This is a genomic window from Alcanivorax sp. IL2, from assembly GCF_047495475.1.
Classification (GTDB): domain Bacteria; phylum Pseudomonadota; class Gammaproteobacteria; order Pseudomonadales; family Alcanivoracaceae; genus Alcanivorax.
In genome coordinates, this window is the sequence record NZ_CP179932.1 from 3,311,898 (window position 1) to 3,324,967 (window position 13,070).

The window sequence follows — 13,070 nt, forward strand, 5'->3', positions numbered from 1 at the left end:
ACAGAAACAGGGTAACCGCTTACACGGATACCCTGTTCAACGCTGAAAAGGGGCACTAATCGTTAGTGCACGTCTTTCCAGTATTCCTTCTTGAGCAGGTATGCCGGGACAAGAAGAATGCCCAGGAACACCAGAACATACACGCCCAGACGCTCACGCAAGGGACGAACCGGCTCCGCGGTGTAAGCCAGGAAATTGGTCAGATCACCCATTTCCTGCTTGAACTCGTCTTCGCTCAGCTCTTCTTCCAGGCTTGCCATCACATGAGGCATGCCCACGTTCTCGAACACCCGGTTGTTGTAACCGAAGGGACGAGATTCGTCTTCGTAGAAGTTGATCAGGTAGGAATACACCCAATCCTCTGAACGATAACGGGTCACCATGGTGAGATCCGGCGGTGCATTGCCGAACCAGGCCTTGGCATCTTCCGAAGCCATGGCAGTACGCATCTGATCACCCACCTTGTCGGTGGTGAAATTCAGCTTTTCCTGCACCAGCTCTTCCGGAATCTCCAGATCTTCAGCCAGTCGGCTGTAGCGCTGATACTGCAGACCATGACAGCCCATGCAGTAGTTTACAAACAGCTTGGCACCATTCTGCAGGCTCACCTTGTCCTGCAGGTTGACCGGTGCCGGCACTTCATACTCACTCTTGCCACCACCGGCCGCGAAGGCGACCAACGGCAGGCAGCTGAAAAGAACGACCGCTAATTTCTTCATCAGTGACCCCCCGTTACCCGTTCCGGAACCGGCTTGGATTTTTCGAATTTGTGGACAAACGGCATGATCAACAGGAAGTAGCTGAAGTAATAGATCGTACCGAACTGAGCCATCATGGTCTTAGCAGGAGTCGCCGGCTGAGTACCAAAATAACCCAGCATCAGGAAGTCCAACACGAAGATCGTCATGAACAGCTTACTCAACCAGCCACGATAGCGGATGGAGCGAACCGGGTGGCGATCCAGCCAGGGGATCACGAACAGGATCACGATAGCGCCACCCATGGCCACCAGGCCCCAGGCCTTGGCAGGCATGATGATATCCAGGGTCGCGGCACGCAACATCGCGTAGTAAGGACCGTAATACCATACCGGAGCAATATGATCCGGCGTTTTCAGCGGGTTAGCCGGCTCAAAATTCGGCTTCTCCAGCAGGTAGCCACCGCCATCCGGGAAGAAGAAGATCACCACGGCAAAGATCATCAGGAACACGATCACGCCGGGCAGGTCCTTCACGGTGTAGTAGGGGTGGAACGGGATGCCATCTACCGGGATACCGTTTTCGTCCTTGTTCTGCTTGATGTCCACGCCATCCGGGTTGTTGGAGCCCACTTCGTGGAGCGCCAGGATGTGCAGTACCACCAGAGCCAGCAACACGATGGGGATAGCCACCACGTGCAGAGCGAAGAACTTGTTCACCGTCGCCGTGGACAGCAGATAGTCACCGCGCACCCAGGTAGTCAGGCCCTCGCCGATTTCCTTCGCTTCTGCGGCATCGATAAACGGCAGCAGATCAAAGGGAATGGCGCCAGCCAGAGAAATAATCACCTGAGCGCCCCAGTAGGACATGTTGCCCCAGGGCAGCACATAGCCGAGGAAACCTTCCGCCATCAGCGCCAGGTAGATCAGCATACCGAAGATCCACACCAGTTCCCGCGGCGGCTTGTAGGAGCCGTACATCAAACCACGGAACATGTGGATATAGACCACGGCGAAGAAGGCGGACGCCCCTACCGCGTGCATGTAACGGATCAACCAGCCCCACTCCACATCACGCATGATGTATTCCACCGACGCAAAACCTTCGCTGGGGGAGTAGAACATGGTCAGCCAGATACCGGTGAGCAGCTGGTTGATCAGCACCACCAGGGACAGCACACCGAAGTAGTACCAGAAGTTGAAGTTCTTCGGGGCGTAGTATTCGGACATGTGGCGCTTGTAAGCGTCCACCACGGGCAGACGGGCATCTACCCAGTCGACAACACGATTCACCATTCCCATCATGCCTCGGTCTCCCCTTCTTCAGAACCCACAATGATGACGCCTTCACTCAGATAGGAGTGCGGCGGCACCACCAGGTTGGTGGGTGCGGGCACGCCCTTGTAGACGCGACCGGCCAGATCAAACTTGGAACCGTGACAGGGGCAGAAAAAACCACCGTGCTCAAGTTCCACCGTAGGCTCGTCCTCATACAACGGCGAACACCCCAGATGGGTACAGGTGCCAATCAGCACCAGCAGCTCTTTCTTGATAGAGCGCCACTCGTTCTGCGCATAGGCAGGCTGCTGGTCAGCTTCAGACGCAGGGTCACTAAGCTTGTTTTCCAGCTGAGGCAAGGTTTGCAGCATATCGTCGGTACGACGCACCACCCACACGGGCTGGCCTCGCCATTCCTCAACCACACGCTGACCGGGCTCCAGTTTGCCAATATCCACCGTTACCGGCGCACCGGCATTCTTGGCTTTGGCACTGGGTTGCCAGGATTTCACAAAAGGAACAGCCGCGCCAACTGCACCTGCGGCACCAATAGCCGAGGTCAAGCCGATCAAGAAGGTGCGGCGGCTGGTATTAACGCCGTCGTTGCTCATTCAGTTATTCTCCCCTTAGATCCCACGCTCGGGAATAGTCCGAGACTCGAGGTACTACCTCGCGCTCCGGGCGGAGTAAGGCGGCGCAAATGGTAAAGAAAAAGCCCACACCTGACAACCGGTTATTCCCCGGCCAGAGTCGCTAAACGCCTGATTTGAACACAAAAAAGCCCAGCATTGCTGGGCTTTTTTGTGAACAGCTGTTGTAAAGCTTAACGCTTGGAGAACTGCGGACGACGACGCGCCTTGCGCAGACCCACTTTTTTACGCTCAACTTCACGCGCATCACGGGTTACGTAACCGGCACGACGCAGCTGACCACGCAGCTCACCGTCATATTCCATCAGCGCACGGGTGATACCGTGACGGATGGCGCCAGCCTGACCGTTGTTGCCGCCACCGCTTACGGTAACCAGCACGTCAAACTTGTCGCTCACTTCGATCAGTTCCAGCGGCTGACGAACCACCATCTGGTTGGTTTTACGACCAAAGTAAACATCCAGAGGGCGGCCATTCACAGAAATCTTGCCGCTGCCCGGACGCAGAAAAACGCGAGCGGAAGAGGTCTTGCGGCGACCGGTTCCGTAGTTGGTTTCTACAGTTGCCATCAATTAACCCCTTAAATTTCCAGCTGCTGCGGCTGCTGAGCGGTGTGAGGATGCTCAGTACCGGCGTAAACTTTCAGTTTGCGGAACATGGCGCGACCCAGAGGGTTACGCGGCAACATGCCCTTCACCGCCTTCTCAATGATCATTTCAGGCTTTTCAGCCTGCAGAGTGGAGAAGTTGGCTTGTTTCAGGCCACCCGGGTAACCGGTGTGACGGTAGTACATCTTGTCATTTGCCTTGTTACCGGTAACGGCCACTTTATCGGCATTGACTACGACGATGTAATCACCGGTATCGACGTGTGGAGTAAACTCCGGCTTGTGTTTACCGCGCAGACGGCTGGCGACTTCGGTCGCCAACCGACCCAGCGTTTTGCCGGAGGCGTCTACCACATACCAGTCGCGCTTTACGCTTTCCGGTTTTGCGCTGTAGGTCTTCATGGAATTCTGCCCTAAATTCAATATGTTACGGGTAGCAAACACCCGCCGGCGTCAGTTCCGCCGGGCAAGAGAGCGCGAATTCTACCCAAGCCCCCCAAAGAACACAAGCGGTTCGGGGGCTTTTGTTGTCATGTCGTTTACTGCCTGGCTGCAGGTCAGTTCCCACCATTGTGCCGCAACAGGCAGCATGATGAGATTGGCGCCTATTCTACCCGTGCCTACCGGCCCCTTTGCAAGGAGTACACCATGGAATACCGCCGTCTTGGACGCACTGACCTCAACATCAGCAGCCTGTGCCTGGGTACCATGACCTGGGGAAGCCAGAACACTGCAGATGAAGGCCATGCCCAGATGGACATGGCGCTGGATCACGGCATCAATTTTTTTGATACCGCGGAGATGTACGCGGTGCCGGCCAGCCCGAACACCTCATTCCGCACAGAAACCATCATTGGCGAGTGGTTCGCCCGCACCGGCAACCGCAACAAGGTGGTCCTGGCCACCAAGGCCGCCGGCCCCGGCGACTATGTAAAGCATATACGCGGCGGCCCGCGTTTCGACCGCCCCAGCCTGCAAAGTGCCGTAGAAGGCAGCCTCAAGCGCCTGCAGACCGATGTGATCGACCTTTATCAGCTGCACTGGCCGGAACGCACTACCAACTACTTTGGTCGGCTGGGCTACAAGCATCGTGACGGCGAGGACGGCATCGCCATCGGCGAAACGGTGGCCGCCCTCAAGGAACTGGTAGAGGCGGGCAAGATCCGCCACTGGGGTCTTTCCAACGAAACCCCCTGGGGCACCATGACCTTTCTGCGTGAAGCCGAAAAGATTGGCCTGGCCCCGCCGGCCAGCATCCAGAACCCCTACTCCCTGCTCAACCGCAGTTTCGAAGTGGGTCTGGCAGAAATCGCGCATCGAGAAGCCGTCAGCCTGCTCGCCTACTCGCCCCTGGCCTTCGGCATGCTGACCGGCAAATACCGCAACAACCAATGGCCCAAAGGTGCCCGGCTGACAGAGGTCAAACAATTCAGCCGCTACACCAACGACCAGGCCAGCGCTGCCACCGAGGCCTATTGTCAGCTGGCAGAGGAACGCGGCCTGAGCCCGACCCAGCTGGCATTGCAGTTCGTAACAACCCGCCCCTTCGTTGCCAGCAATATCATCGGCGCCACCAGCCTGTCTCAGCTGGAGGAAAACCTGAAGAGCGTGGACCTGCCCTGGGACCGGGACCTGGAAAAAGCCCTGGAGGCTATCCACGCCCGCTTCCCCTACCCGGCCCCCTGATATCAGGCAAGCCGCCGCGCCCAATGCCCGGGCGCGGTGCGTCACACCTGAAGGCCTTACCCTCGACTGTAGGAGTTCCCATCCTGGGGACGAACCGAGCGCAGCGAGGCGACAGCCCTTTCAAAAACCCTGTTCTTCCAGAAACCTGTCGAGCGCTGACATCCCTGATCGTCCTGCGGGCGATTTCCACGCTGGCGCGTGGTTCGCGCCTCGAGAAGTGTTATTCGCTTCGCTCACCCTTCGGGCCGCACGGAAATACGTGCGTTACTCCGCTACGCTCCGTTCCTACAACAGCTCCAGAGCTACCAAGCGATCCGCATAGAACCGTTGACGATACAGTCTTGCTCATGCAATGTTAACGGCGTTAACTTCAGCAAATGAGAAACCATGGCACGCACGGCATACCACCACGGCGACCTTTATCAGCAGGCCCACGAGCAGGCCCTGGCCATTGTTCGTGAGCAGGGCGACAGCGCTATCAGCCTGCGCGCCCTGGCCAGGCAGATCGGCGTCAGCACGCCGGCGCTGTATCGCCACTATGCCGACCGGGAAAGCCTGCTGGCCGAACTGGCCATCAGCGGTTTCCAGACCCTGCGTGAGCATTTGCTGGCCGTGGACCAGCAAGACAGCCGCAGCGCCCTGATCGGCATCGGCCTGGCCTACGTGGCCTTCGCCCGGGAGGAACCTAACCTCTACCGGCTCATGTTCGGCGGGCGAGTGTTGCCGCGCGGCGCTCACCCGCGACTGGATCAGGCCGGGCTGGCGGCATTCCAGGTACTGGAAGACACCGTGGCAAACGGCCAGCAACGCGGTTACCTGAAAGCCGCTCCCCTGGCCCTGCTTACCGCCGCCGCCTGGTCCCTGGTGCACGGGCTGTCGCAACTGACCATCGACGGCCACCTGCCCGGCCCTGACACCGAACCGCAACTGGCAGCGGGCATCACCGCCCTGCTGCTGGATGGCAGCATTGAACGTTCCAGCAAGGAGCCCACCCCATGAGCAACCCCACACCGAGCACAATCCGCGTTGGCCGACGTTACCGGGCCAACCGGCTGGACGGCCCCTATGACGCCATCGTCATCGGCTCCGGTATCGGCGGCCTGACCGCCGCCGCCTGCCTGAGCAAACTGGGCAAGAAGGTTATTGTGCTGGAGCAGCACTATACCGCCGGCGGCTTCACCCACAGCTATGACCGCAACGGCTACGAATGGGATGTGGGCGTGCATTACATCGGCGATATGGGCGCCAAACACACCCTGGCTCGCCGCCTGTTCGATTACGTCACTGACAGCAAACTGCAATGGGCGGCCATGGACGATCACTACGACCGCCTGTTCATCGGCGATCGCCAGATCGATCTGGTCGCCGGGCCTGAGGCCTTTGCCAAGGAACTGAAAAGCCAGTTTCCCGGCGAAGTGCAGGCCATCGACCGCTATCTGGATTATCTCTCCCAGGTGGCCAAGGCCATGCCCGGGGTCACCCTGGCCAAGGTACTGCCAAACCTGCTGGCCGGCCCGTTCCGGTATCTGGCCCGCCGCAAGGCCCCCGCCTTTCTTAACCGCACCACCCGGGACGTCCTGGAAACCCTGACTGGCAACCAGGAACTGATCGCCGCCCTCACCGGCCAGTGGGGCGACAATGGCCTGGTGCCCGATGATTCCAGCTTTATCATCCACGCCCTGATCGCCCGGCATTACCTCTACGGCGGCTATTACCCGGTGGGCGGCGCCTCGGAAATGGCCAAGACCATTATTCCGGTGATCCAGCAAGGCGGTGGCGAAGTCTTCACCTATGCGGACGTGAAAGAGATCCTGGTCGAAAACGGCAAGGCAGTGGGCGTGCGCATGGCCGACGGCCACGCCATCCACGCCCCCGCCGTAATCAGCAACGCCGGGGTCTTCAATACCTTCGGCCCACTACTGCCGGATCACGCGCCCCACAAGGCGTTCTACCAGAACAAACTGGGCCAGGTGCAACGCTCCATGGCCAGCGTCTGTCTGTATATCGGCCTGCAGGACACGGCGGATAACCTGGCGCTACCGAAAACCAACTTCTGGATTTACCCGGGAGCGGATTACCGTGGTCAGGTTGAGAATTTTCTCGCCGCCCCGGACAGCCACGATATTCCGCTCACCTATATTTCCTTTCCCTCCGCCAAGGACCCCAGCTTCGCAGAGCGCTACCCGGGCCGGGCCACCATCGAAATCGTGGCACCGGGGCCGTTCGAGTGGTATCAGGACTGGGCAGACAAGCCCTGGGGCAAACGCGGGGAGGATTACGAGGCAAAGAAGGAAGCCTATGCCCAGCGTCTGCTGGAAAAGCTCTATGAAAAAATGCCCCATCTGCGCGGCAAGGTGGATTACTACGAACTGTCCACGCCGCTGTCCACGGACTATTTCTGCCGCTACAGCACCGGCGAGATCTACGGGTTGGACCACACGCCCGAACGGTTTGAGCAGGACTGGCTGAAACCCAAGACCCGCCTCCCCGGCCTCTACCTGACCGGCCAGGACATCATGACCTGCGGCGTGGTCGGCGCCATGATCGGCGGCCTGCTCACCACCGTTGCCGTGAGCGGCCTGAAAGGCCTGCCGCTGGCCAAGAAAATGTTTGTGGGGTAATGCATGCACCTGCCCTTCTGGCTCAGTGTCACCCTGCTCGCACCGCTACTGGTGTGGCAGGGAAAACAGACCCGCCGCACCACCCCGCGCCTGCCAGAGGCCGGCGGTGAGCCGCACGGCCAGTACGGTGACGGCGAGCCGGCACTACGGTTGCTGGTGATTGGCGAATCCACCGCGGCCGGGGTAGGCGTGGCGCATCATCAAGATGGCCTGGCCAGCCAACTGGCCCGGCAGTTACAGCAGCAAAGCCGGCACACCATTGGCTGGCACAGCCATGGCATTAACGGCACCCGTTTGAGCGGTCTGCTTGATCACCTGAAAACCGCCGAGCTGCCGGCGGTGGATGCCACTCTGCTCAGCATGGGCGTCAATGACACCACCGGCCTGACATCCAGACGACGTTACCGCGAGCAACTACGGATACTCGCTGGCGGACTGTCAAAGCCGCTCTACCTGCTCAGCGTGCCCCCCATGCACCGCTTTACCGCCCTGCCCTCCCCCCTGCGCCAGCTGCTGGGCTGGCGGGCCAAACAACTGGATGCCATCCAGCAGCAACTGGCCCGGGAGCATCCTGATGACTTTATCTATCTGAGCTATCCGCCAATGAACGACCCGGCCCTGCTGGCCGAAGACGGCTACCACCCCGGCATCAAGGGGTATCAGGCCATGGCTACCGCGCTGGCACCGGCCATTGCCGCAAAACTGCTGACATGGAAAGAAACGTAGGGTGGCGCAGGGTGAATCAGCCTAAGGCGTAATCCACCTTTTATCGGCAGCCTTGATATGAAATGCAAACATGGCGGATTACGCCTGCGGCTAATCCACCCTACATTGCCGGAAAGGTTTTACCGCCCTCATCCGAGTGTATAGCGAACATAAAAAAAGGCCCTGCTAGCAGGGCCTTTTCTGTTGGAACGTGGCAAGGGATCAGAAGCGGTAGCTGAGCTGCGCGCCAATTACATCCGCATCCAGTTCGTAGGTCCCTTTCAGCTGAGCGCCTTTGTCAGCCCGGTTGATATCCGCATCTTCCACAAAGATATGCGCATAACCCACGTCGATGGTCATATTCTCCACCGGGGTGAACCCGGCGCCCAGAGTCAGCCAGACGCGATCGGAATCCGGAGAGATGGCCGAGCGGTTATCAGTCCCCTGAGTAGATTCTTCCTGCGCCACACCGGCACGCAGCACTGTGGTCTCATTCATGGCGTGACGGACGCCAAGGGAATAACGCACGGTGTTTTCCCAGTCGAAATTTTCGGTCGGGTTGAAAGCAAGCTGATCGCTCTCTACCACCAACTGATCCAGGCTACTCCACTCCATCCATTCAACACCCATCAGGATTTGAGTACGATCAGAGAGGTCGCCCGCATAGGACAGTTGCAGCGATGCCGGCAAATCAATGGAAGCCTCGCCTTCATAGGTTCCAGCCGCGACAACTGGCGCACCTGCCTGGAAATTGGTCAAGTTGGCACCGAGCTGACTGAAAGTGATATCACCTTCTACGTCATATTCAATTTTGGAACGATAGGCGACACCGAAGTGGTTATTGTCATCAGGGCTGTATTTCAGTCCGAGATTCCAGCCGTAGCTATCATCGTCACCTTCAAGACGCGTCGCGGCGTTGCGAATATCCGCATCCAGTCGCTGGTAACTCAGGCCCAGCCCAACACTCAGGGAATCTGTCAGCTGAACACCAAGTGACGGATTAATATTATACGTTCTAAGATCTGATTCTGTTGAGTAAAGATCCCCTGCAGTAATGGGACCCAGAGGCGTCAGGTAACTGTTGCCCCAGTTTTGCTCATACTCAATCTTGGTTCCAAATGGAGCATTCACGCCCAAACCGAAAGTCATCATGTCACTGAGCGGGACAGCCAGAAAAAGACTACCGACAAAAGGTTCCACGTCTTCGAAATCACCAGGCCCAACGCCTGACTGGGGAATCAAACCTGCAAAGCTGCCGTCATTATCAGCTTCAAACGTCGTATCGACCCACACCTGATGAACCGCAGCAGAAAGCTCTGCCTGTTTCAGCCCTGCCAGGGTAGCCGGGTTGTACCATTGGTTAGAGGCGTTCTCGCTCAGCACACCGGCACCGGCATAGGCGGTACCCAGAGCGGACACGGATTGATAGGACACGGAAAAGCCACTTGCCGCCGCGTGCCCGGCAACCAGGCTCAATGCGGAACCGACAAGAACGGCACCTGTTTTTTTCATGATTTCTCTCCCTCTTCCTCGCAAAGTAGTGCTGTCGAAATGATTAAAAGAACAGCAATCCACTTATACACAATAGGCCGCGATACACGCAAGGAATCCCGTTCACTCAGCCTTTCGTATTAGAAAGAGAAAATAAAAAAAAAGGCAGCGAATGCTGCCTTTTTTTATTTGCGATCATGCCACCGGCTTCAGTCAGCCAGAACTGCCTTGGCAATAATCGTTTTCATGATCTCATTGGTGCCGCCATAGATCCGCTGTACGCGTGAATCTGCAAACATGCGCGCTACCGGGTATTCCCACATGTAGCCATAACCACCATGCAACTGCACGCACTCGTCGATTACTTCGCACTGCAAATCAGTGATGTAATACTTGGCCGCCGCAGCGGTGGGAATATCCAGTTCCTTTTTCAGGTGCAGCTCCAGACAGCGATCCACGTAGGCGCGGGCCACTTCCAGTTTGGTGTGCATCTCGGCGATCTTGAACTGGGTGTTCTGGAACGCGGCGACTGGCTTGCCAAATGCTTTACGTTCTTTTACATAATTGATGGTATGTTCCAGCGCGGATTCCGCCATGGCCAGACCACCGATGGCAATCCCCAGACGCTCCTGCGGCAGCTCCTGCATCAGGTAGACAAAGCCCATGCCTTCCTCACCCAGAAGATTCTCCGCCGGTACTTTCACGTCCTGGAAGAACAGCTCGGAGGTGTCCTGGGCCTTCATGCCCACTTTCTTCAGGTTGGTGCCCTTCTCAAAGCCTTCAGAGTCGGTTTCCACCACGAACAGGCTGATACCCTTGGCACCTTTGGACGGATCGGTCTTCGCCACAACGATGACGATATCCGCGTTCTGGCCGTTGGTAATAAAGGTTTTGGAACCGTTGAGGATGTAGTGATCGCCCTCTTTCACGGCGGACGTCTTCACGCCCTGCAGATCAGAACCGGCACCCGGTTCGGTCATGGCGATGGCACCAATCACCTCACCCGTCACCATTTTCGGCAAGTATTTCTGCTTCAGGGCTTCAGAGCCGTTGTGCTCGATGTAGGGGGCTACGATTTCCGTATGCAAACCCCAACCGATACCAGTCAGGCCAAGACGGGACACTTCCTCACCAATCACCACACTGTAGAGAAAGTCGGCACCGATGCCGCCGTACTCTTCACTCACCATGGGGCACAGGAAACCCTGCTCACCCGCCTTCAGCCAGACGTCTTTCGGCACAACACCGGTGTGTTCCCATTCCTCATGGTGAGGCACCGCCTCGTTTTCGAGAAATTTGCGAACGGTATCGCGGAAGGTTTCATGGTCGGAACTGAACAGCGTACGGGGAATCATCAAGCTCTCCGGTATCAGGTTATCAGGGGTGGCCCCGATACCGGGCTCGGCCGGGGCAAAGAATGCCCCATTCTGTTCACTTAACCTGCTATCGGGCAATGACCGAAATGTTCACCGCCGGGCAGCGATGACAATTCCGGCCAATGACGATAGCGGTCTCAGGCCCGGTGCTCGCGACCGAGATACTCGGAGGACTGCATTTCCTGAAGGCGGGAACGGGTGCGCTCGAACTCGAAGTCCAGGCGGCCGCCGGCATAGATATCTTCGATGGGCACTTCTGCGGTAATCACCAGCTTCACAGCCCGATCGTAGAACTCATCCACCAGATTGATGAAACGCCGGGCCATGTCATCCTTGCCAGCGCCCATCTGCTCCACATTGGACACCAGCACGGTATGAAACTCCCGTGCGACTTCAATGTAATCAGTCTGGCTGCGCGGCCCATCACACAGAGCCTTGAATTCAAACCACACCACATCATCAGCGCACATTACCGAGGGGATCTTACGGCCCTCGATCAGCACATTGCCATGATCACGGTGACGGGAATGATCCGGTTCCAGGGTATGAAACCGTTCGCGGAGAAAGGCATCAGCGGCCTTGCCCAGCGGACAATGATACAACTCAGCCTGCTCCAGTAGCCGCAGACGGTAGTCATTGCCGCCGTCCACGTTGAGCACCTTGGTGTATTCCTTGAGCAGATCAATGGCCGGCAGGAAGCGCGCCCGTTGCAGGCCATCCTTGTAGAGGCCATCGGGCTCGATGTTGGACGTCGCCACCAGAGTGACGCCATTGGCAAACAACTCGCCCATCAGCCCGGCCAGGATCATGGCATCAGTAATGTCAGTGACGAAGAACTCATCAAAGCACAGCACCCGGGCCTGACTGGCAAATTTACGGGCAATGCTCACCAACGGGTTCTTCTCCCCCTGGCGCTCACGCATTTCCCGGTGCACCTTCTGCATGAAACGGTGAAAGTGCATGCGGCGCTTTTCCTTGAACGGCAACGCCTGGAAGAACACATCCATCAGGTAGGTCTTGCCGCGGCCGACGCCACCCCACATGTACAGCCCCGTAAGAGTACGTGGCTTGCGGAAACGGGAAAGAAAACCACCACCGACGGGCTCTGCCAGCAACCGGTGATAGAGTTCATCCAGCTCTGCCACCGCCCTTTCCTGGGCGGGGTCCTGGAAGAAATCTTCGCGCTGAAGGTCGGCTTTATACTGCTCAAGAGGCGTCATGGGTCTCGGGGCCTGCTGCTCGGACGGGGCAATGTAGCGTCGCCAAAGGGGACTGACAAGGTTGTCAGCCAGGCAAATGGCTGGCGGCGGCCTCTTTCAGCTCCACCAGCTTGCCATGAAAGAAGTGCCCGCAATCCGGGAACCGAATCAAATCCGGCGCCAAGGGCGTCGTTTCCGCCCAGCGAAACACCTGCTCCGCCGGAACCACTTCATCATCGTCCCCCTGGACCACAGTCACCGGGCAGCCGCTCTGCTCGATAGCATCAAAGGGGTAGTGGTGCACTGGCGGCGCCACCAGCAAGAGCTCCCGGGCAGGCATGCCATTGGCCTTGAGTATTTCCGCCCCACGGGCGGCCACAAAACTGCCAAAGGAAAAGCCGGCAAGCCACAGAGGCAGATCCGGCCAGGCATGAGTCAGCCAGCTGTGTATCGCCAGCAAGTCCTCGGTTTCACCGATACCGTCACTATAAGCACCCTGGCTTTCACCAACGCCGCGGAAGTTGAAACGCACCACCACTGCGCCCTGGTCCCGGGCCAAACGACTCAGGCTGGTCACCACCTTGTTATCCATGGTGCCACCAAACAGGGGGTGCGGATGGCAGACAATGGCGACAAAAGAAGGCGTGTCACTACCCTGCTCCACCACGGCCTCAAGATTGCCCGCCGGCCCGGAGAGACTTTGTCGCTGTTGTGCTGCCATATTTCACCTCTCTCGCTTTTCTTGCCCTGCCGACCAGCT

Annotated in this window: 13 protein-coding genes; 4 read left to right on the plus strand and 9 right to left on the minus strand. The window is 58.0% G+C overall.

The annotated features are described in order from the left end of the window. Window positions 1–62: 62 nt before the first annotated feature. From ACMG4N_RS15225 to rplM, 5 genes are all read right to left on the minus strand, one after another. On the minus strand, window positions 63–719 hold the full coding sequence (locus ACMG4N_RS15225) for a cytochrome c1 (RefSeq protein ID WP_297767163.1): 657 nt from the start codon (window positions 717–719) through the stop codon (window positions 63–65). Beyond that, complete coding sequence (locus ACMG4N_RS15230) at window positions 719–1,993, minus strand: cytochrome b (protein ID WP_297767336.1); 1,275 nt, start codon at window positions 1,991–1,993, stop codon at window positions 719–721. The genes ACMG4N_RS15225 and ACMG4N_RS15230 overlap by 1 nt, the downstream gene beginning before the upstream one ends. 5 nt (window positions 1,994–1,998) lie before the next feature. Next, the gene (petA, locus tag ACMG4N_RS15235) at window positions 1,999–2,586 is read right to left on the minus strand and encodes a ubiquinol-cytochrome c reductase iron-sulfur subunit (RefSeq protein WP_035248047.1); all 588 of its coding nucleotides are present in this window, start codon (window positions 2,584–2,586) and stop codon (window positions 1,999–2,001) included. Between the two features lie 212 nt (window positions 2,587–2,798). Further along, window positions 2,799–3,194, minus strand: a complete 396-nt coding sequence (gene rpsI / locus ACMG4N_RS15240; protein WP_062816707.1) for a 30S ribosomal protein S9 — start codon at window positions 3,192–3,194, stop codon at window positions 2,799–2,801. An 11-nt stretch (window positions 3,195–3,205) separates the two neighbouring features. Continuing rightward, window positions 3,206–3,634 carry a 50S ribosomal protein L13 gene (rplM, locus tag ACMG4N_RS15245; protein WP_297767167.1) on the minus strand — a complete coding sequence of 143 codons (429 nt, stop codon included), beginning with the start codon at window positions 3,632–3,634 and terminating at the stop codon, window positions 3,206–3,208. Window positions 3,635–3,880: 246 nt separating this feature from the next. On the opposite strand from rplM, the gene ACMG4N_RS15250 reads away from it, so the two are divergent. From ACMG4N_RS15250 to ACMG4N_RS15265, 4 genes are all read left to right on the plus strand, one after another. After that, window positions 3,881–4,918 carry an aldo/keto reductase gene (locus ACMG4N_RS15250; RefSeq protein WP_414432293.1) on the plus strand — a complete coding sequence of 346 codons (1,038 nt, stop codon included), beginning with the start codon at window positions 3,881–3,883 and terminating at the stop codon, window positions 4,916–4,918. A 387-nt stretch (window positions 4,919–5,305) separates the two neighbouring features. After that, window positions 5,306–5,917 (plus strand): TetR/AcrR family transcriptional regulator, encoded by a 612-nt coding sequence (locus ACMG4N_RS15255; RefSeq protein WP_414432294.1) that lies wholly within the window; start codon window positions 5,306–5,308, stop codon window positions 5,915–5,917. Continuing rightward, window positions 5,914–7,539, plus strand: a complete 1,626-nt coding sequence (locus ACMG4N_RS15260; RefSeq protein ID WP_414432295.1) for a phytoene desaturase family protein — start codon at window positions 5,914–5,916, stop codon at window positions 7,537–7,539. The genes ACMG4N_RS15255 and ACMG4N_RS15260 overlap by 4 nt, the downstream gene beginning before the upstream one ends. 3 nt (window positions 7,540–7,542) lie before the next feature. After that, the gene (locus ACMG4N_RS15265; RefSeq protein WP_414432296.1) at window positions 7,543–8,265 is read left to right on the plus strand and encodes an SGNH/GDSL hydrolase family protein; all 723 of its coding nucleotides are present in this window, start codon (window positions 7,543–7,545) and stop codon (window positions 8,263–8,265) included. A 201-nt stretch (window positions 8,266–8,466) separates the two neighbouring features. On the opposite strand, the gene ACMG4N_RS15270 is transcribed toward ACMG4N_RS15265, so the two are convergent. From ACMG4N_RS15270 to ACMG4N_RS15285, 4 genes are all read right to left on the minus strand, one after another. Next, window positions 8,467–9,756: an OmpP1/FadL family transporter gene (locus ACMG4N_RS15270; protein WP_414432297.1), complete on the minus strand. Its 1,290-nt coding sequence runs from the start codon at window positions 9,754–9,756 to the stop codon at window positions 8,467–8,469. Between the two features lie 188 nt (window positions 9,757–9,944). Beyond that, complete coding sequence (locus ACMG4N_RS15275; protein ID WP_414432298.1) at window positions 9,945–11,090, minus strand: acyl-CoA dehydrogenase family protein; 1,146 nt, start codon at window positions 11,088–11,090, stop codon at window positions 9,945–9,947. Window positions 11,091–11,248: 158 nt separating this feature from the next. Next, window positions 11,249–12,331 (minus strand): cell division protein ZapE, encoded by a 1,083-nt coding sequence (gene zapE / locus ACMG4N_RS15280; protein ID WP_297767181.1) that lies wholly within the window; start codon window positions 12,329–12,331, stop codon window positions 11,249–11,251. 64 nt (window positions 12,332–12,395) lie between these two features. Further along, window positions 12,396–13,031, minus strand: a complete 636-nt coding sequence (locus ACMG4N_RS15285) for an alpha/beta hydrolase (protein ID WP_297767183.1) — start codon at window positions 13,029–13,031, stop codon at window positions 12,396–12,398. Window positions 13,032–13,070: the final 39 nt, after the last annotated feature.

What these genes read in the sequence shown, in the direction of transcription:
- rplM (WP_297767167.1), bottom strand. Translation starts at nt 3,634, where the DNA reads ATGAAGACCTACAGCGCAAAACCGGAAAGCGTAAAGCGCGACTGGTAT.
- ACMG4N_RS15255 (WP_414432294.1), top strand. Translation starts at nt 5,306, where the DNA reads ATGGCACGCACGGCATACCACCACGGCGACCTTTATCAGCAGGCCCAC.
- petA (WP_035248047.1), bottom strand. Translation starts at nt 2,586, where the DNA reads ATGAGCAACGACGGCGTTAATACCAGCCGCCGCACCTTCTTGATCGGC.
- zapE (WP_297767181.1), bottom strand. Translation starts at nt 12,331, where the DNA reads ATGACGCCTCTTGAGCAGTATAAAGCCGACCTTCAGCGCGAAGATTTC.
- ACMG4N_RS15230 (WP_297767336.1), bottom strand. Translation starts at nt 1,993, where the DNA reads ATGGTGAATCGTGTTGTCGACTGGGTAGATGCCCGTCTGCCCGTGGTG.
- rpsI (WP_062816707.1), bottom strand. Translation starts at nt 3,194, where the DNA reads ATGGCAACTGTAGAAACCAACTACGGAACCGGTCGCCGCAAGACCTCT.
- ACMG4N_RS15275 (WP_414432298.1), bottom strand. Translation starts at nt 11,090, where the DNA reads ATGATTCCCCGTACGCTGTTCAGTTCCGACCATGAAACCTTCCGCGAT.
- ACMG4N_RS15225 (WP_297767163.1), bottom strand. Translation starts at nt 719, where the DNA reads ATGAAGAAATTAGCGGTCGTTCTTTTCAGCTGCCTGCCGTTGGTCGCC.
- ACMG4N_RS15260 (WP_414432295.1), top strand. Translation starts at nt 5,914, where the DNA reads ATGAGCAACCCCACACCGAGCACAATCCGCGTTGGCCGACGTTACCGG.
- ACMG4N_RS15265 (WP_414432296.1), top strand. Translation starts at nt 7,543, where the DNA reads ATGCACCTGCCCTTCTGGCTCAGTGTCACCCTGCTCGCACCGCTACTG.
- ACMG4N_RS15285 (WP_297767183.1), bottom strand. Translation starts at nt 13,031, where the DNA reads ATGGCAGCACAACAGCGACAAAGTCTCTCCGGGCCGGCGGGCAATCTT.
- ACMG4N_RS15250 (WP_414432293.1), top strand. Translation starts at nt 3,881, where the DNA reads ATGGAATACCGCCGTCTTGGACGCACTGACCTCAACATCAGCAGCCTG.
- ACMG4N_RS15270 (WP_414432297.1), bottom strand. Translation starts at nt 9,756, where the DNA reads ATGAAAAAAACAGGTGCCGTTCTTGTCGGTTCCGCATTGAGCCTGGTT.